This is a genomic window from Hyphobacterium indicum (genome assembly GCF_003129605.1).
Classification (GTDB): domain Bacteria; phylum Pseudomonadota; class Alphaproteobacteria; order Caulobacterales; family Maricaulaceae; genus Hyphobacterium; species Hyphobacterium indicum.
The window spans coordinates 210722-232127 of record NZ_QBDX01000002.1; the positions used below are offsets into that span (position 1 = coordinate 210722).

General features: G+C 61.1%; 16 protein-coding genes and 3 tRNA genes. 16 read left to right on the plus strand and 3 right to left on the minus strand.

All coding sequences use genetic code 11. The features are described 5' to 3' along the window. Positions 1 to 127 precede the first annotated feature (127 nt). On the minus strand, positions 128 to 1531 hold the full coding sequence (gene glnA, locus DBR16_RS05370; protein WP_109260233.1) for a type I glutamate--ammonia ligase: 1404 nt from the start codon (positions 1529 to 1531) through the stop codon (positions 128 to 130). A gap of 53 nt (positions 1532 to 1584) precedes the next feature. Beyond that, the gene (locus DBR16_RS05375; protein ID WP_109260234.1) at positions 1585 to 1923 is read right to left on the minus strand and encodes a P-II family nitrogen regulator; all 339 of its coding nucleotides are present in this window, start codon (positions 1921 to 1923) and stop codon (positions 1585 to 1587) included. 96 nt (positions 1924 to 2019) lie between these two features. Here DBR16_RS05375 and DBR16_RS05380 point away from each other — a divergent pair, with 96 nt between their 5' ends. The 3 genes from DBR16_RS05380 (at position 2020) to DBR16_RS05390 (ending at position 7360) form a co-directional block, all read left to right on the plus strand. Further along, the gene (locus DBR16_RS05380; RefSeq protein ID WP_109260235.1) at positions 2020 to 3552 is read left to right on the plus strand and encodes an NAD(P)H-hydrate dehydratase; all 1533 of its coding nucleotides are present in this window, start codon (positions 2020 to 2022) and stop codon (positions 3550 to 3552) included. 29 nt (positions 3553 to 3581) lie between these two features. After that, positions 3582 to 5861, plus strand: a complete 2280-nt coding sequence (locus DBR16_RS05385) for an NADP-dependent malic enzyme (RefSeq protein ID WP_109260236.1) — start codon at positions 3582 to 3584, stop codon at positions 5859 to 5861. A gap of 86 nt (positions 5862 to 5947) precedes the next feature. Beyond that, on the plus strand, positions 5948 to 7360 hold the full coding sequence (locus DBR16_RS05390) for an MATE family efflux transporter (protein WP_109260237.1): 1413 nt from the start codon (positions 5948 to 5950) through the stop codon (positions 7358 to 7360). Here the strand turns inward: DBR16_RS05390 and DBR16_RS05395 are convergent. Then, positions 7338 to 7943 carry a methyltransferase domain-containing protein gene (locus DBR16_RS05395; RefSeq protein ID WP_109260238.1) on the minus strand — a complete coding sequence of 202 codons (606 nt, stop codon included), beginning with the start codon at positions 7941 to 7943 and terminating at the stop codon, positions 7338 to 7340. The two genes, DBR16_RS05390 and DBR16_RS05395, sit on opposite strands and share 23 nt — an antisense overlap. A 133-nt stretch (positions 7944 to 8076) precedes the next feature. Between DBR16_RS05395 and DBR16_RS05400 the strand changes: the two genes are divergently transcribed. The 13 genes from DBR16_RS05400 (at position 8077) to DBR16_RS05465 (ending at position 21356) form a co-directional block, all read left to right on the plus strand. Then, positions 8077 to 8271: a hypothetical protein gene (locus tag DBR16_RS05400; protein ID WP_109260239.1), complete on the plus strand. Its 195-nt coding sequence runs from the start codon at positions 8077 to 8079 to the stop codon at positions 8269 to 8271. Positions 8272 to 8318: 47 nt separating this feature from the next. Beyond that, the gene (ppk2, locus tag DBR16_RS05405) at positions 8319 to 9074 is read left to right on the plus strand and encodes a polyphosphate kinase 2 (RefSeq protein WP_109260553.1); all 756 of its coding nucleotides are present in this window, start codon (positions 8319 to 8321) and stop codon (positions 9072 to 9074) included. Positions 9075 to 9134: 60 nt separating this feature from the next. Further along, a tRNA-Leu gene (locus tag DBR16_RS05410) sits at positions 9135 to 9219 on the plus strand. 630 nt (positions 9220 to 9849) lie between these two features. Then, positions 9850 to 11403 (plus strand): trigger factor, encoded by a 1554-nt coding sequence (tig, locus tag DBR16_RS05415; protein WP_109260240.1) that lies wholly within the window; start codon positions 9850 to 9852, stop codon positions 11401 to 11403. A 136-nt stretch (positions 11404 to 11539) separates the two neighbouring features. Further along, entirely contained in the window at positions 11540 to 12169 is a 630-nt protein-coding gene (locus DBR16_RS05420; RefSeq protein WP_109260241.1) for an ATP-dependent Clp protease proteolytic subunit, read from the plus strand. Between the two features lie 158 nt (positions 12170 to 12327). Next, positions 12328 to 13614: an ATP-dependent Clp protease ATP-binding subunit ClpX gene (gene clpX, locus DBR16_RS05425; protein ID WP_109260242.1), complete on the plus strand. Its 1287-nt coding sequence runs from the start codon at positions 12328 to 12330 to the stop codon at positions 13612 to 13614. Between the two features lie 161 nt (positions 13615 to 13775). Further along, positions 13776 to 16178 (plus strand): endopeptidase La, encoded by a 2403-nt coding sequence (lon, locus tag DBR16_RS05430; RefSeq protein ID WP_109260554.1) that lies wholly within the window; start codon positions 13776 to 13778, stop codon positions 16176 to 16178. Positions 16179 to 16312: 134 nt separating this feature from the next. Continuing rightward, positions 16313 to 17470 (plus strand): bifunctional chorismate mutase/prephenate dehydratase, encoded by a 1158-nt coding sequence (locus DBR16_RS05435; protein ID WP_109260243.1) that lies wholly within the window; start codon positions 16313 to 16315, stop codon positions 17468 to 17470. 23 nt (positions 17471 to 17493) lie between these two features. After that, a tRNA-Val gene (locus DBR16_RS05440) sits at positions 17494 to 17569 on the plus strand. 395 nt (positions 17570 to 17964) lie between these two features. After that, positions 17965 to 18041, plus strand: a tRNA-Asp gene (locus DBR16_RS05445). A gap of 172 nt (positions 18042 to 18213) precedes the next feature. Further along, positions 18214 to 19719 (plus strand): SulP family inorganic anion transporter, encoded by a 1506-nt coding sequence (locus tag DBR16_RS05455; RefSeq protein WP_109260245.1) that lies wholly within the window; start codon positions 18214 to 18216, stop codon positions 19717 to 19719. Positions 19720 to 19729: 10 nt separating this feature from the next. Then, positions 19730 to 20599 carry a universal stress protein gene (locus DBR16_RS05460; RefSeq protein WP_109260246.1) on the plus strand — a complete coding sequence of 290 codons (870 nt, stop codon included), beginning with the start codon at positions 19730 to 19732 and terminating at the stop codon, positions 20597 to 20599. 91 nt (positions 20600 to 20690) lie between these two features. After that, positions 20691 to 21356: an SDR family NAD(P)-dependent oxidoreductase gene (locus tag DBR16_RS05465; RefSeq protein WP_109260247.1), complete on the plus strand. Its 666-nt coding sequence runs from the start codon at positions 20691 to 20693 to the stop codon at positions 21354 to 21356. The last annotated feature ends 50 nt before the right edge of the window (positions 21357 to 21406 follow it).

Sequence of the window (21406 nt, forward strand, 5' to 3'; positions counted from 1 at the left end):
GCTAAGATGCACTTGGCCGAAGGTTTAGCCGAGCAGAACGCGTCCGTCGACCACCCATCGCTGTTTACAAATAAAAATGGCTGGAGCCCGCAAGAGCCCCAGCCATTTCTCCGCAGGGCGGCTATGGTCAGGATTTGTAATACATGTCGAATTCGACGGGATGCGGGTGCATTTCGAAACGCAATACCTCATCCATTTTCAGATCGATGAAAGCATCAATCTGGTCGTCATCCATGACATTGCCCTTTTTCAGGAAATCACGGTCCGCATCGAGCGATTCCAGGGCTTCGCGCAGCGACCGGCAAACGGTCGGAATGTCCTTCAATTCCTCGGGCGGAAGATCATAGAGATCCTTGTCCATGGCATCGCCCGGATGAATCCGGTTCTCAATTCCGTCTAACCCGGCCATCAATAGCGCGGCAAAGGTCAGATAGGGATTGCCGGCCGGGTCCGGGAATCGGGTTTCGATGCGCTTGCCTTTTGGCGAAGTCGAATACGGGATGCGGATCGAGGCCGAGCGGTTGCGGGCGGAATAGGCCAGCAGCACCGGGGCTTCGAATCCCGGAACCAGCCGCTTGTAGGAGTTGGTGGTCGAGTTCGCAAAAGCGTTGATCGCCCGCGCGTGCTTGATGATGCCCCCGATGTAATAGAGGCAGGTTTCCGACAGGTCGGCATATTTGTCGCCGGCAAACAGGGGATTGCCGTCTTTCCAGATCGACTGGTGAACGTGCATTCCGGTTCCGTTGTCGTGCCAGACCGGCTTCGGCATGAAGGTCGCCGTGCGGCCATAGGCGTGCGCCACATTATGCACAATGTATTTATAGACCTGCATGTTATCGGCCATGCGGGTCAGCGTATTGAACCGCATGCCCAGCTCGTGTTGGGACGGCGCCACCTCGTGGTGGTGCTTTTCCGGCTCCAGCCCGAGTTCGGTCATCACGGCCAGCATCTCCGAACGCATGTCCTGGCCGCTGTCGATCGGTGGCACCGGGAAATAACCGCCCTTCGGGCCCGGGCGGTGACCCATATTCCCGCCCTCCATCTGGCGGCCGGAATTATAGGGACCTTCTTCGGAATCGAAAGCGTAGCCCGTATTGTGTTGATCAGTGGACCAGCGGACATCATCGAAAACAAAGAACTCTGCTTCCGGACCGACATAGACCGTATCGCCAATCCCGGAGGATTTCAGATAGGCCTCGGCTTTCTTGGCGGTTGTGCGCGGATCTCGGCTATAGGCATTGCCGGTGCCGGGTTCCAGAATGTCGCAGAACATGGTCAGCGTCTTGTTCTGGAAAAACGGATCAACCGTCGCATTGGTTACGTCCGGCATCATGGTCATGTCGGACTCATTGATCGCTTTCCAGCCGTCGATCGACGAGCCATCAAACATCACCCCGTCTTCGAAGAAGTCCTCGTCGACCATGGATGCGTCGAAAGTCACATGGTGCAGCTTGCCGCGCGGATCGGTAAACCGGAGATCCACGAACTCGATATCTTCGTCTTTAATTTTCTTTTGAATGTCGTTTGACATTGGCGGTAGGCTCCCTTTCTAGGGCTGGTTAGATGACGGGGTGAAATCGGACCCTAGATGGCATTCTCATCGGCTTCGCCGGTCCGGATGCGGATCGCCTGATCAATAGAGGACACGAAAATCTTGCCATCACCGATGCGGCCGGTGCGTGCCGCAGTCTGAATGGCCTCGACTATCGCTTCAACCCGGGCTTCGGGCGCAACGATTTCGAGTTTCACCTTGGGCAGAAAGTCGATGACATATTCTGCGCCCCGGTAGAGTTCGGAATGACCCTTCTGGCGGCCAAATCCCTTGGCCTCTGTAATGGTCATGCCCTGCACGCCAATCTCCTGGAGCGCGTCTCGCACGTCATCCAGTTTGAATGGCTTGATGACGGCTTCGATTTTTTTCATGGCCCCCGCTCGCGATTGACGACGTATGTTGGAACGCGCGAGAATCAAGCTCGCCACGCTTTACGCACCTGCAGCATAAACGGAAATGGATTCAAAATGCATCCCCCCGCAAATAAAATTCTTTCCGTGAACGGTCATCGCGCTGCAGATGCCTTTGCGGCGGGAAACGGCGTTCCCGGTTTGTCTCTCATGGAATGTGCCGGGGCGGCCGTTTCGCGCGAAATCATGGCTCGCTGGAGTCCGCGCAGGGCGCTGATCCTGTGTGGTCCGGGCAATAATGGCGGCGACGGATTCGTGATTGCCAGGCACTTGCAGGCGGCGGGCTGGGCGGTTGTCGTGTCGCTTTACGCAGATCGCGAAGCGTATCGCGGCGATGCGGCGGCCATGCTGGCGAAATGGACAGGGCCATGCCTCCCCATCGCCAAAACCGGTCTGGATGGCTGTGATCTGGTCGTGGATGCGCTGTTCGGAGCCGGATTGTCACGGCCGCTGGCGCGCGACGCGCTCAGACTGGCGCATCAGGCCGTCGATTATGACGTGCCTTTTGTCGCGGTCGACGTGCCGTCCGGCGTGGACGGCGATCTGGGCAAGCCTCAGGGCTGTGCTTTCAGGGCGGATCTGACGGTGACATTTCACCGCTTCAAGGCGGCCCATTTCCTCGAACCCGGCCGGTCGCTCTGCGGCGAAATCGTGCTGGCTGACATTGGTATCCCGGCTGGATGGGCAGCGGATGCCGAACCCTTGGCCACGGTCAACGGGCCCGATCTCTGGCCCGCCCTGCCACGGCTTTCGCCGCGCATGATCCACAAGCATCAGCGCGGGCGCTTGTGTGTGGTCAGCGGACCGGCCAGTGCGACAGGCGCCGCCCGGCTGGCCGCAGAGGCCGGATTGCGGGCCGGGGCTGGGCTGGTGACCCTTCTCAGCCCGCCCGGGGCGCTGCAGGTCAATGCCATGCACCTGACCGAAGTGATGCTGCAACGCTTCGAAGGCGTGGAAGGCTTGCTTCAGGCGCTGGATGACAGGCGGGCAACGGCGGCCGTGATCGGGCCGGGCTGCGGTGTCGGGGCCGAAACGAAAGAGTTGGTGATTGCCGCCACCGCGCGGGAAGCCGCGCTGGTTCTGGATGCAGATGCGCTGACCAGCTTTGAAGGCGACGCGGATCATCTGTTCTCGCATCTGCGGGCGAATGACGTGCTGACGCCGCATGACGGCGAATTCCGGCGCCTGTTCCCGGACCTGTTCGGATTTGAACGCAGCAAGATCGAGCGGGCGCGCCTGGCCGCGAAGCAGGCCGGCTGCACCATCGTCTACAAGGGGCCGGATACCGTGATTGCGTCACCGGACGGGGAGGTGCGGGTCAATGTCCATGCCGACCCGGCGCTTGCGACGGCGGGGGCGGGCGATGTACTGGCCGGCATGATCGGCGGTCTCCTGGCGCGCGGTGCCAGTGGTTTCGACGGCGCGTCGGCGGCGGTCTGGCTGCATGGCGATGCGGGGATCCGGCGGGGGACGGGCCTGATCGCCGGGGACCTGCCGGAGGTCTTGCCGGAGGTTTTTGCAGATCTGGCGCGCCGCCGCCGGATTTTCGCCATGCGCGCGGCTTTAAACGCGCGCCATAACAACGCATAACCAAGTTGAATCTGACAGATTGAGTCGAAATGGCTGATATCTCAAAAAGAACCGACCTGACCGCCTTCGAACGCGAAGCGCTGGAATTTCACAGCCGTCCGACACCGGGCAAGCTGGCGCTGCAACCGACCAAGCCCATGTCCACCCAGCGCGACCTGTCTCTGGCCTATTCGCCGGGCGTGGCGGTGCCGGTGAAGGAAATCGCGGCCAATCCGGATGCCGCCTATGACTATACCTCCAAGGGCAATATGGTCGCCGTGGTCTCCAATGGCACAGCCATTCTCGGCCTTGGCAATCTGGGCGCCATGGCGTCCAAGCCGGTCATGGAAGGCAAGGCGGTTCTGTTCAAGCGCTTCGCCGATATCGATGCCTTCGACATTGAAGTAAATTACACCGATCCCGACCAGTTCGTGGAATGCGTGGCCGGGTTCGGCGACAGCTTCGGCGGCATCAATCTGGAAGACATCAAGAGCCCGGAATGTTTCGAGATCGAACGGCGCTTGCGTGAGCGGCTCGACATTCCCGTCTTCCACGATGATCAGCATGGCACAGCGATCATTGCGGCCGCGGGTCTGCTCAATGCCTGCGAGCTTTCCGGCAAGAAGCTGAAGGATCTGAATGTCGTGCTGGTGGGGGCCGGTGCGGCCGGCCTGTCCGTGATCGAGCTCTTGCAATCCATGGGCGTCGACCGGGACAAGACCATTGTCGTAGATATTGACGGGGTCGTTTATGAAGGCCGGGCAGGGCTCCATCCCCGCCTCGCCAATCAGGCCGTGAAGACGAAGCTGCGGACCCTGGAAGAAGTCGTCAGGGGCGCCGACTGCCTGATCGGCCTGTCGGCCGCCGGCGTGATCAAGCCGGACATGGTCAAATCCATGGCCAAAAAGCCGATTATCTTTGCCATGGCCAATCCGGAACCGGAAATCCGCCCGGAAGTGGTGACGGAAATCCGGCCCGATGCCATCATGGCCACCGGCCGCTCCGATTTCCCCAATCAGGTCAATAACGTTCTCGGTTTCCCCTATATTTTCCGCGGCGCGCTGGATGTGCGCGCGAAAACCATCAACGAGGAAATGAAGATCGCCTGCGCCCGGGCGCTGGCCGATCTGGCGCGCGAGGATGTGCCCGACGAGGTCGCCGCCGCCTATGGCAAGGGCCGCATGAAATTCGGTCCGGAATATATCATCCCGACGCCGTTTGATCCGCGATTGATCTCGCACATTCCGCCTTTTGTGGCACGGGCGGCGGTAGAATCCGGTGTGGCGCGGATCCCGGCGCGGGAAGATGAACATTACCGGCAATCCCTGGCCCGGCGGACCGATCCGACGGCCGCTTTGCAACAACGCGTCTCGGCGTCAATCAAGGCGGACCCCAAGACCATCGTGTTTGCGGAAGGTGAAGCGCCCAGCGTCATCCGCGCTGCCCATGCCTTCCAGTCGCAGGGGCTGGGCAAGGCGATCCTGGTCGCCCGCGAGAATATCGCTCACGAGAATATGCGCGAGCTCGGCCTGCCGGAGGACTCGCTGGAAATCTGGAATGCGCGCCTGTCCGATCACAATTATGATTACGCGCAATACCTCTACAAGCGCCTGCAAAGAAAAGGTTATCTGAAGCGGGACGTGCAGCGGATGGTCAACACCAACCGCAATGTCTTCTCTGCCTGCATGGTCAAGATGGGGCAGGCGGATGGCATGGTCACCGGCGTTACCCGCCACACCAATGTCGCCATGGATGATATCCGCCTGGTGCTGGATCCGGTGCCGGGCGGCCGCATTGTCGGAATCAATGCCGCCATCTCGCGCGGGCGGACCTTGCTGATCGGCGATGTCCTCGAAACCGAATTTCCCTCATCCGAAGAGCTGGCCGACATTGCCGTTGAGATGGCGGCCACGGCGCGCCGCTTCGGCCTGACACCGCGCGTCGCCTTCCTGTCCTATTCCTCCTTTGGCAATCCGCCGGGCGAGCGCACCGAGAAAATGTCGGGCGCGGTCCGCCTGCTGGACGCGCGCGGCGTGGATTTCGAATATGAAGGCGAGATGGCCGCCGATATCGCGCTCGATCCGGACCATCACGAGCTCTATCCCTTCTCGCGCCTGTCCGAACCGGCCAATGTGCTGGTCATGCCGGCCGTACATTCCGCCTCGATCGCGACGCGGCTGTTGAAAGCGGCGGGCGCGGCGACTGTGATCGGGCCGATACTGGTCGGGCTGGAAAAATCGGTCCAGGTCGCCCGGCTCGGGGCCAAGGTGTCCGACATCGTCAATCTGGCGGGGCTGGCGGCCTATGATCCTTCAAGGGCGGCGCTTTAAGCGGCGGTACAATCCTCATCATCACATCGTGAGGTGCATTCGCGCGCGAACCTCCCTATATCGGCCGTTCAAGTGAGGGGAATGGCATGGCGGGACGCGCTTCACGGGACATGACGACGGGGCCGGTTTTCGGTCATATTGCCCGCATGGTCGTCCCGATGAGCTTCGGCATTGTGGCGATGATGCTGACCGGCGTGATCGACACCTATTGGGTCGGTACGCTGGGCACCAGCCAGCAGGCCGCCGTACAGCTGAGCTTCCCCGTCACCATGCTGGTCATGAGTATTTCCATCGGCCTCGGGGCAGGGGCCGTCTCGGTCGTGTCGCGCGCGGCCGGCGAGAAGGATGACAGCGTCATCCGGCGCACCGCGACCGACGCGCTGACCCTGTCCATTCTGGCCGTCGGATTTGTATCGCTCCTCGGCGTGATCTTTGTCGAACCGCTTTTCCGCCTGATCGGCGCTTCGGACACCATGATGCCGCATGTCATTGACTACATGACGGTGTGGTTTGCCGGCATTGTGCTGATCGTCGGCCCCATGGTGGCGAGCAATATTCTGCGCGCCCTCGGCAATGCGATCCTGCCTTCGATCATGATGATCGCCGCTGCCGTTGTGAACATGGTGCTCGACCCCTTCTTCATTCTCGACGAATTCCTGGGCCTTCCGGCCCTGGGGTGGGGGGTGTCCGGGGCCGCCCTGGCGACGGTCGCGGCCAATGGCGTCACCTTCATCATGATCTCCGCCTATCTGGTTTTCCGCGAGAAGCTGATCGATTTTTCCTGGCACGGTTTTGACGAGCTGTTCCACAATTGGGGCGAGATCGCCCGCGTCGGCCTGCCTTCGGCGGCGTCCAACACTTTCAACCCCTTTGCCCTGACCATTGTCATGGGCGCGCTGGGCATGGCGCAATTCGGGGATGCGGCGGTCGGCGGCGTTGGCGTGGCGGCCCGTCTGGAAGCCTTTGCCATTGTCCCGCTCTTTGCCCTGTCGGCCTGTATCGGACCGGTCACCGGCCAGAATGGCGGGGCGGGTCTCACTTCACGCGTCCGGGAAGCATTTGCGAAGAGTTTTCTGTTCTGCCTGCTCTGGTCGGCGGCCATTGCCGCCATCATCCTCATAGCCTCGCGCTGGCTGGCGCCGGCCTTCCTGCCCAGCGAGATGGGGCAGGAAGTGGCCCGGACCTACTGGTCGCTGGTCACGCTGACGATCGCCGGATACGGCGTGACCATGGCCGCCAGCGCCGGTTTTACCGGCCTCGGACGGCCCAGTTTCGGTGTCATGATCACCTCCAGCCGCGCGGTAATGATGGCGGTCTTCGCCGTCACCGGCGGAATGGTGACGCAGGCACCCATCGGGGTCATAGCGGGGATTGCCCTCGCCAATATCCTGTCCGGGCTCGGCACGGCGGGCTATGTCCTGCTCCGGGCGCCCATGGAGGCCCGCAAGCGCCGCCAGCGCAAATCTCCGGAACCGGTCAGCGCCGCGTCAGAATCATAGCCAGTTCCGGTTTTCCATTCAGCGACGGGTGCGGGTAGGCGGCGGGCGCACTGTCGGGCCAGTCCCAGCGGATTTCCGGAAACAATTCCCGCATCGCCGGGATGGAACAGCCATAGGGCGGCCCGCCCAATTCCTCCTTTTGCATGAACAGCGCGAACAGCTTCCCGCCCGGTTTCAGCCAGTCATGGACGGCCTGCTCGTATTCCTCGCGCAGGCGCGGCGGGATGGCACACAGGAAGGTCTGCTCATAGACCGCGTCCAGCGGTGCGTCCGGCCGCCACAACAGGATGTCGGCCTCGATCAGTTCCGCGGATAGCCCGGCCGTCTCCAGCGCCGCTTCCTGCCAGGCGAGTGCGGTCGCCGAGAGGTCGGCCCCGATGGCGGATTTGCCCAGAGCGGCAAAGCCCCTGAGTTCCGCCGAACGGCCACATCCGGGCACGATCACGGTGGTGAGGCCTTCAAAAGCCCCGGCCTCCCGCCAGTTCATGAATGCCGGGTGCAGCCCCTTGCGCTCCCATGGCGTTGTGTCATCGCGAAAGCGCTGCTCCCAGTCCATCGGCGATCTTTCGGAGGTCGTGCTCATCGTGCGCAGGCTTTCCACGGTTTTCTGTGGCGATTATCCGGCACCGGCTTGAAACAATCGAGCCTCTGTAACACCTTGCGCCGCGGGACTGGGGGATCGGGCCCGTAAGGCATGAGGGGGAGATGCACGGGACATGCGTGACGCGATCAAGACAGGCATTGCCCTTATTCTGTTGACGGTGGCAGGTGCTCTGCTCCTGATCGCCGTCATGGGCTATATGCGGGCCGAGGGCTGGATCGACGGGCCCGGCCAGCGTTCACTCTACATCCAGTCCGAACCTGAGGAGGCAGAAAACCGCGCCACCACCGACGGCCAGCTCTGGTCCTGACCTCCGAATAGGCCCAGTCTGAAGCTTGCCGGGCAGGGGAGGTGGATTTGGACAAGGATATCTATCACGCGGAATTGCGGAAGGCGCAGATCAACCTGGTTGACCTGCAGCGGCATGTCATTGCCCGCAACAAGCGCCTGCTGGTCATTCTCGAGGGCCGGGATGCCTCTGGCAAGGATGGCACGATCAAACGCATCACCGAGCATCAGAGCCCGCGTGAAACCCGGGTCATTGCCCTCGGCAAACCCAGCGAACGCGACCGCTCGTCCTGGTATTTCCAGCGCTGGACGCCCTATCTGCCGGCAGAGGGCGAAACCGTTTTGTTTAACCGGTCCTGGTATAATCGTGCCGGCGTCGAGAAAGTCATGGGCTATTGCTCGGACGAGCAATACGAAAGCTTTCTGTCCGATGTGGGGTGTTTCGAGAAAATCCTGATTGATGACGGGCTGATACTGCTCAAATACTATCTGGATATTTCAAAACAGGAACAGATCGAGCGTCTGGAAGATCGCCGCCAGAATCCTTTAAAAACCTGGAAAATCAGCCCGATTGACGCGGTCGCCGTGGAAAAATGGGCGGATTATTCCGCCGCCCGCAATCGCATGCTGGTCGAAACCTGCCAGCCCCTGCCCTGGCGCGTGGTGAAAGCCGATGACAAGCATACCGCACGGCTGACGGTTATTCAGGATATCCTCCGGACGATCGATTGCGGCGGCTATTCCCACCCGGTGCCCGAACACGACATCAATCATCTGCGATACTGGGGCCAGCCCGACATCAGCGGATCATTCCTGGCGCCCTGAGCAAAAGCGGTTGCACGGCCCGGCAATCTGGCATTATGAACCCGGCCACCGGAATACTGTGCGGGTGTGGCGGAACTGGTAGACGCGCTGGATTTAGGTTCCAGTATCTCACGATGTGGAGGTTCGAGTCCTCTCACCCGTACCATCCCAAGTCGGTCTGCCGTGGCAGAAAATTTGACCCGCTGGATCAAATCTAGGCGCGGAATGCCCCGGCAGGGGCCCGTCCTCTCTTCGAGAGCTTCGGCTTGGCAAGCCAATCATGTTGATCCTCCCGCGCCTCCGCGCGGTCGGTCCTCGCTAAAGCTGCGGGCGCGCAGTCGCGCTTGCGAACCCTGGCGGGTTCGTGAGGGATGGATCTCAACAACTCTCCATAGACACCGACCGTCTTCCTCCGACTTGATCGGAGGATCTCGATAATCGGCGCCCTTCGTTCGAGATGCTCCGGTTAAACCGGAGCAAGACGGGGGCAGGGTTTGGCGTTGAAGGTGCCGGCCCTTGTCATCGCCGGTCGTGCTACGGGCCGTGCTCACATAAAACGCGCTCCCCCGCCTTCGCGGGGGCAGGCAGGGCTGCGGCGCTGGCGGGTTTGATGACCCATGCACGCCGGACGTCAGAGCGAAGGTTGCCGCGTGCCCGGGTGGGCAATCTGCCCCCACTGCACTCTTCCCCGCCAAGCCCCGTTGCATAGGGGAGGGCACCGTGACATAACCCGCGCCTTCAACGCAGCAGAGTCGCATTGCCCTGCTGATCGCCCAACCTTGCCAGGACCGTTTAAATGCAAGTTACAGAAAAAGCCGCCGAAGGCTTGAGCCGCACTTTCGAGATTGTGATCCCGTCAAAGGATCTGCAGGCTCGCCTCGACGCCAAGATCAACGAAATCCGCCCGCAAGTGCGCCTCAAGGGCTTCCGCCCGGGCAAGGTGCCGGCAGCGCACATCAAGAAGGTCTTCGGTGAATCCATTCTGGGCGATCTCCTGAATGACGAGCTCTTGCCACAGACGATTGATTCCACGCTGAAGGAGCGCTCGATCGAGCCGGCTTCGCAGCCGCGGGTCGAGATCAAGAGTGACCCGAAGGAGCTGGTGTCCGGAGCTGATTTCTCGTTCGAGATCGAGCTCGACATCATGCCGTCCTTCGAGGCGCCCGATCCGAAGAAGCTGAAAATCACGCGCCCGGTCGCCGAGGTCGAGGACGCGCAGATTGACGAGGCACTCGCCGAGCTGGCGAAGGAAAGCCGCGCTTTTGAAGAGAAAAAAGGCAAGAATGCCAAGGCCGAAGACGGCGATGCCGTGGTCGTTGATTTCGTCGGCAAGCTGGACGGTGAAGTCTTTGAAGGCGGCTCGGCCGAGGATGCCCGCGTCGTGATCGGCGATGGCGCCTTTATTCCCGGTTTTGAAGAACAGCTGAAAGGCGCCAAGAAAGGCGACCAGATCGAGCTGAAAGTGACCTTCCCGAAAGAATACCAGGCACAAAACCTGGCCGGACGGGATGCGGTTTTCGAGACCACGGTCAAGGCTGTTGAAGCGCCTGCCGAGTCGAAGATTGATGACGAGTTGGCCAAGCGCCTGGGTCTGGAATCGCTGGATTCGCTGAAGGATGCGCTGAAGCAGCGTTTCGAACGCGAACATGCGGCCCAGTCCCGCATGCGGGCCAAGCGGGCCCTGCTGGACGCTCTGGATGTCGACAAGGAATTCGATCTGCCCGCCTCGATGGTGAATGCCGAATTCGACAATATCTGGCGCGAAGTCAGCCACGCCATCGAACACGGCCATCTCGATGATGAGGACAAGGACAAGTCCGAGGACGAGCTGCAAGCCGAATACCGGACCATCGCGGAACGCCGCGTGCGTCTCGGTCTGGTGCTGGCGAAGATCGGCCAGGGTTCCGGCGTCGAGGTCACGCAGGAAGAAATCGCCCGCGCCATCAACCAGGAAGCCCAGCGCTATCCGGGTCAGGAACAGCAGGTCGTCGAGTTCTACACCAAGAATCCGAACGCCGTCGCCCAGGTCCGCGCCCCGATCTACGAGGAAAAAGTCGTCGATTACGTGCTCGAACTGGCCGAAGTGAAGGACGCAAAGGTCAGCCGCGAAGCGCTGTTCTCTGACGAGGACGACATTCTGTCCGGTGCCAAGAAGCCGGCCGGCAAGAAAGCCGCGGCCAAGAAAGCTCCGGCGAAAAAGGCTGCTGACAAGACGGCGCCTGCGAAAAAGGCTGCCGCCAAGGCGGATGCCAAACCGGCGGCCAAGAAGGCTCCGGCCAAGAAGGCCGATACCAAGAAACCGGCGGCCAAAAAGGCGCCGGCAAAGAAAACAGCCGCCAAGAAAAAGTAACGCCTGTTAACCTTTGCTGACATCGATAAGACGCCCCGCCTTGCGCGGGGCGTTTTGCGTCGCGATAGTTGCGCCCAACACGTTTAGCCGAATCGGACGGGCGTCCTGCCTGTCTGCAAGTTTGCTGGAGCACGCGATGCAAGACCCTCAGGAAGTGATGATGAACCTTGTTCCCATGGTGGTGGAGCAGTCCAGCCGGGGTGAACGGGCCTATGATATCTATTCGCGGCTCCTGAAAGAGCGCATCATTTTCGTCACCGGTCCGATCGAGGACAATATGGCCAGCCTGATCGTGGCCCAGCTCCTCTTCCTGGAGTCGGAAAACCCGAAAAAGGAAATCGCCATGTATATCAACTCGCCGGGGGGCGTGGTGACCTCGGGCATGGCGATCTACGATACGATGCAATACATCCGCAGCCCGGTGGCCACCGCCTGCATGGGCATGGCGGCGTCCATGGGTTCGCTGTTATTGTGCGGCGGTCACGCAGACATGCGCTCCGCCACGCCCAATTCGCGGATCATGGTCCACCAGCCCTCTGGCGGCTTCCGTGGGCAGGCGTCCGACATCCAGCGTCATGCGGAAGACATCATCAACACCAAGAAGCGTCTGAACGAAATTTACGTAAAACACACCGGTCAGAACTATGATGAGGTCGAGGCGAAACTGGATCGCGACACCTTCATGTCCTCGGAAGAGGCCCGGGATTGGGGGCTGATCGATCATGTCTATGCCACCCGTGAGGATGCGGCCAGCGGTGACAAGTGACCGCCCGGACCACATTCCCGCATGTTCTGACGGGTTGGCATGAGAACAAATTGGGTGTGTGATTACGTTTCGCTAAGGTTCGGCCCCGATCTTGCTGGGGTGGAATCGCAAGCGCGTAACGATAGTGTAGCGTGCCGCAGCAACGGGCAGGTGGGAATATGAGCAAGTCAACCAGTAACGGCGGCGAAGCCAAGAACACGCTCTATTGCTCCTTCTGCGGCAAGAGCCAGCACGAAGTCCGCAAGCTGATCGCCGGTCCGACCGTCTTCATCTGCGATGAATGCGTCGAATTGTGCATGGATATCATCCGCGAGGAAAACAAGACCTCGCTGGTCAAGGGCAAGGAAGGCGTTCCGACACCGACAGAGATCTACAAGGTGCTGAACGATTATGTGATCGGTCAGGACTGGGCCAAGCGCGTCCTCTCCGTCGCGGTGCACAACCATTACAAGCGCCTCAACCACGCCTCGCAAAATCAGGATGTCGAGCTTTCCAAGTCCAACATCCTGCTGATCGGCCCGACCGGGTGCGGCAAGACGCTGCTGGCGCAGACGCTGGCGCGTATCATTGATGTGCCCTTCACCATGGCGGATGCCACAACGCTGACCGAAGCCGGTTATGTCGGTGAGGACGTTGAAAACATTGTCCTGAAGCTGCTGCAGTCCGCCGATTACAATGTCGAGCGCGCCCAGCGCGGCATCGTCTATATTGACGAAATCGACAAGATTTCCCGCAAGTCCGACAATCCGTCCATCACCCGGGATGTATCAGGCGAGGGCGTGCAGCAGGCCTTGCTGAAGATCATGGAAGGCACGATTGCCTCCGTGCCGCCGCAAGGCGGCCGCAAGCATCCCCAGCAGGAATTCCTGCAAGTGGATACGACCAATATTCTCTTCATCGTCGGCGGGGCCTTTGCGGGCCTGGAGAAGGTGATTTCACAACGCGGCAAGGGCTCGTCCATCGGCTTCGGGGCCGATGTGAAAGACGCCGATGAACGCCGCACGGGCGATATCCTGCGCGAATGCGAGCCTGATGATCTACAGCGTTTCGGCCTGATCCCCGAATTCATTGGCCGTTTGCCGGTCATTGCCACTCTGGAAGATCTCGATGAAAGTGCGTTGATCGAGATCCTGACCGAGCCGAAAAACGCTCTGGTCAAGCAGTATCAGCGCCTGTTCGAGATGGAAGGCACCAGCCTGACCTTCACCGAAGACGCCTTGCACGCCATCGCGAAGAAGGCGATCGGACGCAAGACCGGAGCCCGGGGCCTGCGGTCCATCATGGAAGGCATATTGCTGGAAACCATGTTCGACCTTCCCGGCCTCGACGGTGTGGACGAGGTGGTCGTCAATGGCGATGTCGTCAATGGCGGTGCCAAGCCGCTCTTCATCTATGCCGAAAAAGCCGAGTCCGAGAAAAAAGACAAGCGGCCAACCGCGTCCTGACCGGCCGCGCACACAGGGCCGGTTGAATTCCGGCTCTGCGGCAACCATTTGGGTAATAAGCTGGGAAAGCTGTGCAAGATGCGCGTTTGGCGCGCTTGCAGGGCCGCGAATCGTATCAGCATGATGCACCAGCGGCCCGATTGTCAGGAGTTCTGAAGCATATGACCGAGACCAAAATCCTCCCGCTCTTGCCCCTGCGCGATATTGTTGTGTTTCCGCACATGATCGTGCCGCTCTTCGTGGGCCGCGACAAATCCGTGGCGGCGCTGGAAGAAGTCATGCGGGCCGACAAGCAGATTTTGCTCGCCACCCAGAAAAATGCCGGAGATGACGATCCGGCGGTCGGAAATATTCACACCATTGGCGTCATGGCCTCGGTGCTGCAATTGCTGAAGCTGCCGGATGGCACTGTAAAAGTGCTGGTCGAGGGAGGCGCGCGTGTCGAAATCGAGCGCTATCTCGACAATGCGGCCTATTTCGAAGCCGAGGCAAGAATTCTGACAGATGAAATCGGCGATCCTTCCGAGATGGAAGCGCTGATGCGCGCGGCGTCCGTGAAATTCGATGACTATGTCAAACTGAACAAGAAAGTGCCGCCGGATGCCCTGGCGACCATCAAGGAAGTTGCGGATCCGGCCAAACTGGCGGATGCGATTTCCGCGCACCTGGCCGTCAAGATTTCCGAAAAGCAGAGCCTGCTGGAGCAGCGCGATGTGGCCCGCCGCCTTGAACAGGTCATGGGCCTGATGGAGGGCGAAATCTCTGTCCTGCAGGTCGAGAAGAAGATCCGCAGCCGCGTCAAGCGCCAGATGGAGAAGACCCAACGCGAATATTATCTCAACGAGCAGATGAAGGCGATCCAACGCGAGCTGGGCGAGCCGGATGACAGCCGTGAAGAGCTCGCCGAAATCGAAGAGAAGATCGAGAAAACGAAGCTTTCCAAGGAAGCGCGCGAAAAAGCCGATGCGGAATTCCGCAAGCTGAAGCAGATGAGCCCGATGTCGGCAGAGGCCACCGTCGTGCGCAACTATCTCGACTGGATGACCTCCCTGCCATGGGGCAAGCGCAAGCGCCTGAAGCACGACCTCAAAAAGGCCGAGGAAACGCTTGATGCCGATCATTACGGGCTGGAAAAGGTCAAGGAGCGTATCCTTGAACATCTTGCCGTGCAGGCCCGCGCCAAGAAACTCAAGGGCCCGATCCTGTGCCTTGTGGGGCCTCCGGGCGTGGGCAAGACCTCGCTGGGCAAATCCATTGCCCGCGCGACCGGCCGCGAATTCGTCCGCATGTCACTGGGCGGCGTGCGCGATGAAGCCGAAATCCGCGGTCACCGCCGCACCTATATCGGCTCCATGCCGGGCCGCATCATCCAGGCGCTGAAAAAGAAGAAGTCGACCAATCCGCTCTTCCTGCTGGATGAAATCGACAAGCTCGGCGCGGACTATCGCGGTGATCCCTCGGCGGCGCTGCTCGAAGTGCTGGACCCGGAGCAGAATTCCACTTTCGCGGATCACTATCTGGAAGTGGACTATGATCTGTCCGACATCATGTTCGTGACCACGGCCAACTCGCTGAACATGCCGCAACCGCTTCTCGACCGGATGGAGATCATCCGCATCGCCGGTTACACCGAAGATGAAAAGGTCGAGATCGCCACCCGGCATCTCATGCCCAAGCAGTTCAAGAATCATGCGCTGAAAGAAGGCGAGTTCGAAGTGAAGGATGAGGCCATCCGCGATCTGATCCGCTACTACACCCGCGAAGCCGGTGTGCGGAATCTGGAACGTGAGCTGGCCAATCTCGCGCGCAAATCCGTGCGCAAGATCGAAAGCGGTGAGACCAAATCCGTCACCATCACATCGGACAATCTCGGCGACTTTGCCGGGGTCCGAAAATACCGCTTCGGCGAAACCGAAGGCGAGGACAAGATCGGTGTGGTTACCGGCCTGGCCTGGACCGAGGTCGGCGGTGACCTGCTCACCATTGAGGCCGTCAAGATGGCGGGCCGGGGCAAGATGACCGTTACCGGTAATCTGCGCGATGTGATGAAGGAGTCGATTTCGGCTGCCAATTCCTTCGTGCAGGCCCGTGCGCCCAAGCTGGGCGTCAAGCCGACCGTCTTCCGTGCCACCGACATCCATGTCCACGTTCCGGAAGGCGCAACGCCCAAGGACGGACCCTCGGCCGGCATCGCCATGATGACCGCCATTGTCTCGGTGCTGAACCAGATCCCGGTGCGCAAGGATGTCGCCATGACCGGCGAGATCACGCTCCGCGGACGCGTCCTGCCCATTGGCGGGTTGAAGGAAAAACTCCTCGCGGCGTTGCGGGGCGGCGTGAAAACCGTTCTGATTCCGATCGATAATGAAAAGGATCTCGCGGAAATTCCCGACAATGTGAAAACCGGACTGAATATCATCCCGGTCTCCACGGTTGAGGATGTGCTTGCCAACGCGCTGGTGACACCGATCACACCGGCGGAATGGACGGAGGCGGATGAAGCCGCACTGGCGGCGCTTTCAAACACGCCGTCCACACCTGCCGGTAGCCAGGTCGCGCACTAGCGGCTGATCAATACGCAAAACGCAAACGCCGCTCCTCATCGGGGCGGCGTTTTCATATGCGGAGTTGTGCCACACACTTTCCATTCTTGCTGCACCTGCTAACACTAAGCGGCTGAACGGACAGGGGCGGGGCCATGCCGAAAGACACGCTGGAGACATTGCGCGCGGAGATCGACGGGACAGACCGCGATATTCTGCGCCTGTGCGCGAAACGCGCCTCTCTGGGTGTGCAGATCGCGCGCGCCAAGGCCCAGGCCGGCGGCGCCGTCCGTGATCCCGCGCGCGAGCGCGATGTGCTGCGGGCCGCGATCGAGAATGGCGCAGCGCTCGGGCTCGAGCCCGCTGCGGTCGAACGCCTCTACCAGACACTGATCGAGCTATCCCTGAGCGGCCAGCGCGCCGAGCTGGATGCCCGCGCCGATGTCGAGGGGGAGGCGCGGGTTGCTTATCTCGGCGGTCCGGGCACTTATTCGCACTTTGCCGCCCTGGCCCACTTCGCCGGCCGCCATTCGGCCATGGCGCCGGTCGTGCGCCGCGATTTTGCGTCCATTGTGAGGGCCGTGGAAGATGGCGAGGCGGACTATGCCTTTCTGCCGATCGAGAACACGACGACCGGCAGTATCAACGAAGTCTATGACCTCCTGCTGGATACGCAGCTCGAAATCGCCGGAGAACATCACTACCGGGTCCGCCACTGCGTGGTCGGGCGCGGAAAGTCCCTGAGCGGCATTTCAACCATTTATGGCCACCCGCAGGCGCTGGCCCAGTGCCGCCGCTTCCTGTCGGGGCTCGAGGGGGTCACCCAGCGTTTTGCCAGCTCGTCAACGCGGGCGCTGGAGCATGCGATGGAGGAGGGTGGTCAGACCGCGGCCATTGCCGGTGCCGATGCCGCCCGCCTGTTCGGCCTCAACGTCATTGATGATCAGGCCAGTGATGCGGGAGAGAATTACACCCGCTTTGTCTCGCTGGCGAAATCGCCGACCCCGCCGGCCGCCGGCCTTCCGTGCAAGACCACCATCGTCTTTGCCACCAAGCACACGCCGGGCGCGCTGGTCGATGGCCTCGCCGCCTTCCGCGATGAAGGCATCAATCTGGCGCGGCTGGAAAGCCGCCCGGTTCCGGGCGCGCCCTGGGAGGAGATGTTCTTTCTCGATATCGAGGCCAACATGAATGCGCCGGAATGCAAACGGGCGCTGGCCGCGCTGGAGGGCTGCGCCTCACGGCTGCGAATCCTCGGCTGTTATGGCGCGGACCGGATCGCACCGTCATCGGTACTTCACGAACCGGAATAAAGAGTCTATCTAGCGCATCGACCGGGCGGTTAGCTCAGCTGGGAGAGCATCTCGTTTACACCGAGAGGGTCGGGGGTTCGAACCCCTCACCGCCCACCAGCCTTCGCTCGCTGGCGCGAGCTTCGGCTGGGCAAGCCAGCATCTGACCGAGCGAAGGCTGTCACGCCGTAGCTTCAGCGGAGGCGGACGCCTTTTCATTGTTTCCGTTGCGCGCGGCCCTGGCACGCGCCATCACCGTAGCAGTTGCGGGCCGTGCTCACATGAAACGCGCTCAGGGCTGGGGCGTTGGTAGATACCAATCAACATGTTGCTGGCGCGAGCTGCGGCTAGGCAAGCCAGCATCTGACCGAGCGAAGGCTGTCACGCCGTAGCTTCAGCGGAGGCGGCCTTTTTAACGCTTTCAACCCATGTGCAGGATGCAGAGAAACCCGCTTGACCACTGCCGCGGCCTTGCGTAGACAACCGGCCTTCCCGAAAGGGATGGAATGGCCCAAGCGGGTGTAGCTCAGTTGGTTAGAGCGCCGGCCTGTCACGCCGGAGGCCGCGGGTTCGAGTCCCGTCACTCGCGCCATTTCCTGCAAAAGAAAGCCGTCCCTTCCGGGCGGCTTTTTTCTTTCCCCGATGATCCCGTTCGCGCATAGCCGCCGCCCGGAATCGCCGGTTCCCAATCCGGACGGGCCCTGCTAGACGCGCCGCTCTTTTGTGGCGCGGTCCGGGTGGCTGCAATATTCAGGCTGGTATTCATGCATTTTCTTCAGCTGGACGCGTTTGACTGGACCCGCACGCGTCAGGAATGGTTCGGCAATATCCGGGGCGATCTGCTCGCCGGGCTGGTCGTGGCGCTCGCGCTCATACCCGAAGCCATTGCGTTTTCCATCATCGCCGGTGTGGACCCCAAGGTCGGCCTCTATGCCTCCTTCTCCATCGCCGTCCTGATCGCCTTTGTCGGCGGCCGCCCGGGCATGATCTCTGCGGCTACCGCGGCCACGGCCGTGCTGATGGTGACGCTGGTGCGCGATCACGGCCTGCAATATCTGCTCGCGGCCACCATTCTGGCCGGCGTGATCCAGATCGGGGCCGGGGCGCTCAAGCTGGGCAATCTGATGCGCTTTGTGTCGCGCTCGGTACTGACCGGATTCGTCAACGCGCTCGCCATTCTGATTTTCATGGCCCAGCTGCCAGAACTGATCGGCGTCACCTGGCTGACCTATGTGCTGGTCGCGGCCGGGCTGGCCATCATTTATATCCTGCCGCGCTTTACCAAGATCATCCCGTCACCTCTGGTCTGTATTCTCGTTTTGACCGGGCTGACGCTCTATTTCGGCTGGGATGTACGCACCGTCGGCGATATGGGCGAATTGCCGGACACGCTGCCGGTCTTCCTGATTCCGGACATCCCCTTCAGTTTCGATACGCTGATGATCATCCTGCCCTATTCGGCGGCAGTGGCGGCGGTCGGCCTGCTGGAATCGCTTTTGACCCAGCAAATTGTCGATGATCTCACCGATACGCCATCCGATCGGAACCGCGAATGCGTCGGGCAGGGCACCGCCAATATCGTCACCGGCTTTCTCGGCGGCATGGCCGGTTGTGCCATGATCGGCCAGTCCATGATCAATGTGAAATCCGGCGGCCGAGGGCGCTTGTCGACCTTCTCGGCGGGCGTCTTCCTGCTCTTCATGATCCTTGTGCTGGGCGACTGGATTGCCGCCATTCCCATGCCCGCCCTGGTCGCCATCATGATCATGGTCGCCATCGGGACCTTCTCCTGGTCCTCGGTGAAATCGCTGCGCACACACCCGCTTTCGTCCACCATCGTGATGACGGCGACCGTGGCGGGCGTCATCCTGACCCACAATCTGGCCATCGGCGTCATGGTGGGGGTCTTCCTGTCGGGCATTTTCTTCGCCTGGAAGATTTCGAGAATCTTCGAGATCACCTCGACGCTCTCCACCGATGGCCGGAGCCGGACCTATATGGTGCGCGGGCAGCTTTTCTTCGCTTCAACCGAGGCGTTCACCAATGCCTTCGATTTCAAGGAAGCGCTTGATGAGGTGACGATCGACCTCACATCGGCGCATATCTGGGATATTTCCAGTGTGCAGGCGATCGACCTCATCGTCCTGAAATTCCGCCGCGAAGGCATGACGGTCAATCTGGTAGGCATGAACCAGGCCAGCGAAACCCTCGTGGATCGCCTCGGTGAACACGACAAGCCGGGTGCGATTGATCGCGCCATCGGGCATTAGGAGCCAGACCATGGATCGTATCATCACCCTGATTGACGGCTCGGCCTATAGTGAAAGCGCGTGCGACCACGCCGCCTGGGTCTCCGGAAAGACCGGCTTCGGCATTGATCTTCTGCATGTGATCGATCACCGCCCCGGACGCTCCGGTCCGGTCAATCTGTCCGGCAATCTCACGCTGGGCGCGCGGTCCGAGCTCCTGGAGAAACTCACAAAACATGATGAAGAGGGCGCAAGGCTGGCCCGCGAACGCGGACGGTTGATCGTCGAGGCCGCAAAAGCCCGGCTCGAGGGGCAAGGTCTGACCGGCATCCAGACGAAGCTGCGCAATGGCGACCTGCTCGAAGCCGTCCATGAGGTCGAGGATGAAGCCCGCGTCATCATTATCGGCAAGCGGGGCGAGCACGCCGATTTCGCAAAACTGCATCTGGGATCCAATCTGGAACGCGTGGTCCGCAGCGCGCATCGGCCGGTGCTGGTGACATCACGCGCCTTCAGGGAGCCGCGCCGCGCCACCATCGCCTTTGATACCGGCCCGAGTGTGGCAAAAGCGGTTGATCATATCGCCCGTGGCAAGCTGTTTGCCGGAATGGATATCCGCCTCCTGCATGTCGGTGAAGCCACCGCAGAACTGGTGGCCGCGATGGAAGCTGCGTGCGCCAGATTACGCGAGGCCGGCTACGAGGCCGCCTTTGAAACACTGGCTGGTGATCCCGATGCCGTGTTCACCCAGAAAGCCGCCGATGGGGAGATCGAGTTTCTCGTCATGGGCGCCTATGGCCATTCCCGCCTGCGCAATCTGATCATCGGCAGCACGACCACGCAATTGATCCGGTCCTGTACTGTCCCGGTGCTTCTGTTCCGCCCGGATATGAATGCCTGACAGGTTGGAAACAGGCTTTTTCCACCCCTACGCCTAACGCGGCCCGGGTCAGAAACCCAATTGTCCGGTCAGCAAGGAAAGGAAAACTGCCATGGTTGAACGAAAAACCGCGCTCGTAACCGGTGCCAATCGCGGCATCGGCAAGGCCATCGCCAAAGGGCTCGCCGCCGAAGGGCTCGACGTTATCGTCGGCGCGCGCAAGCTTGTCGATGCCCGGGCCGCCGCTTCGGAAATCGGTGGCCGGCCACTGGAAATCGATGTCAGCCGGGAAGACAGCATCGAAGCCGCCCTGGAAAAGGCCGGCGCCATCGATGTGCTGGTCAATAATGCCGGTGTCCTCTCGACCGATCCCGTGCTGGAGAACCCGCAAGCATTCAATAAGGCCATTGAGGTCATGCTGAAAGGGCCCTACGCGCTGATCCGCCGGGTCGCGCCGGGCATGGTGGAACGCGGCTATGGCCGGATTGTGAACCTGTCCTCGGAATGGGGATCTTTCGGCTCGGGACTGAACGGTCCGGGACCTTATGGCCTGGTGAAAGCCGCGTTGAACGGGCTGACCGTCGCCGCCGCCCGGGATTTACCCGCCGCGGTGAAGATCAATTCGATGTGCCCCGGCTGGGTGCGCACCCGCATGGGTGGGGAAGGTGCCACCAAATCGCCGGAGGAGGGGGCCGATACCGCGGTCTGGCTGGCCACACTGCCGGACGACGGACCCACGGGCGGCTTCTATCAGGACCGCAAGCCGCTCGTCTGGTAGCGCGCAGCGGTTGAAGGCGGACGGGTATCCGTCCGCCCTCCTGTATCGTT

Bases quoted from the DNA above. Each gene is read 5' to 3' on its own strand.
- glnA (WP_109260233.1), bottom strand. From the start codon at position 1,531: ATGTCAAACGACATTCAAAAGAAAATTAAAGACGAAGATATCGAGTTC.
- DBR16_RS05375 (WP_109260234.1), bottom strand. From the start codon at position 1,923: ATGAAAAAAATCGAAGCCGTCATCAAGCCATTCAAACTGGATGACGTG.
- DBR16_RS05380 (WP_109260235.1), top strand. From the start codon at position 2,020: ATGCATCCCCCCGCAAATAAAATTCTTTCCGTGAACGGTCATCGCGCT.
- DBR16_RS05385 (WP_109260236.1), top strand. From the start codon at position 3,582: ATGGCTGATATCTCAAAAAGAACCGACCTGACCGCCTTCGAACGCGAA.
- DBR16_RS05390 (WP_109260237.1), top strand. From the start codon at position 5,948: ATGGCGGGACGCGCTTCACGGGACATGACGACGGGGCCGGTTTTCGGT.
- DBR16_RS05395 (WP_109260238.1), bottom strand. From the start codon at position 7,943: ATGAGCACGACCTCCGAAAGATCGCCGATGGACTGGGAGCAGCGCTTT.
- DBR16_RS05400 (WP_109260239.1), top strand. From the start codon at position 8,077: ATGCGTGACGCGATCAAGACAGGCATTGCCCTTATTCTGTTGACGGTG.
- tig (WP_109260240.1), top strand. From the start codon at position 9,850: ATGCAAGTTACAGAAAAAGCCGCCGAAGGCTTGAGCCGCACTTTCGAG.
- DBR16_RS05420 (WP_109260241.1), top strand. From the start codon at position 11,540: ATGCAAGACCCTCAGGAAGTGATGATGAACCTTGTTCCCATGGTGGTG.
- clpX (WP_109260242.1), top strand. From the start codon at position 12,328: ATGAGCAAGTCAACCAGTAACGGCGGCGAAGCCAAGAACACGCTCTAT.
- lon (WP_109260554.1), top strand. From the start codon at position 13,776: ATGACCGAGACCAAAATCCTCCCGCTCTTGCCCCTGCGCGATATTGTT.
- DBR16_RS05435 (WP_109260243.1), top strand. From the start codon at position 16,313: ATGCCGAAAGACACGCTGGAGACATTGCGCGCGGAGATCGACGGGACA.
- DBR16_RS05455 (WP_109260245.1), top strand. From the start codon at position 18,214: ATGCATTTTCTTCAGCTGGACGCGTTTGACTGGACCCGCACGCGTCAG.
- DBR16_RS05460 (WP_109260246.1), top strand. From the start codon at position 19,730: ATGGATCGTATCATCACCCTGATTGACGGCTCGGCCTATAGTGAAAGC.
- DBR16_RS05465 (WP_109260247.1), top strand. From the start codon at position 20,691: ATGGTTGAACGAAAAACCGCGCTCGTAACCGGTGCCAATCGCGGCATC.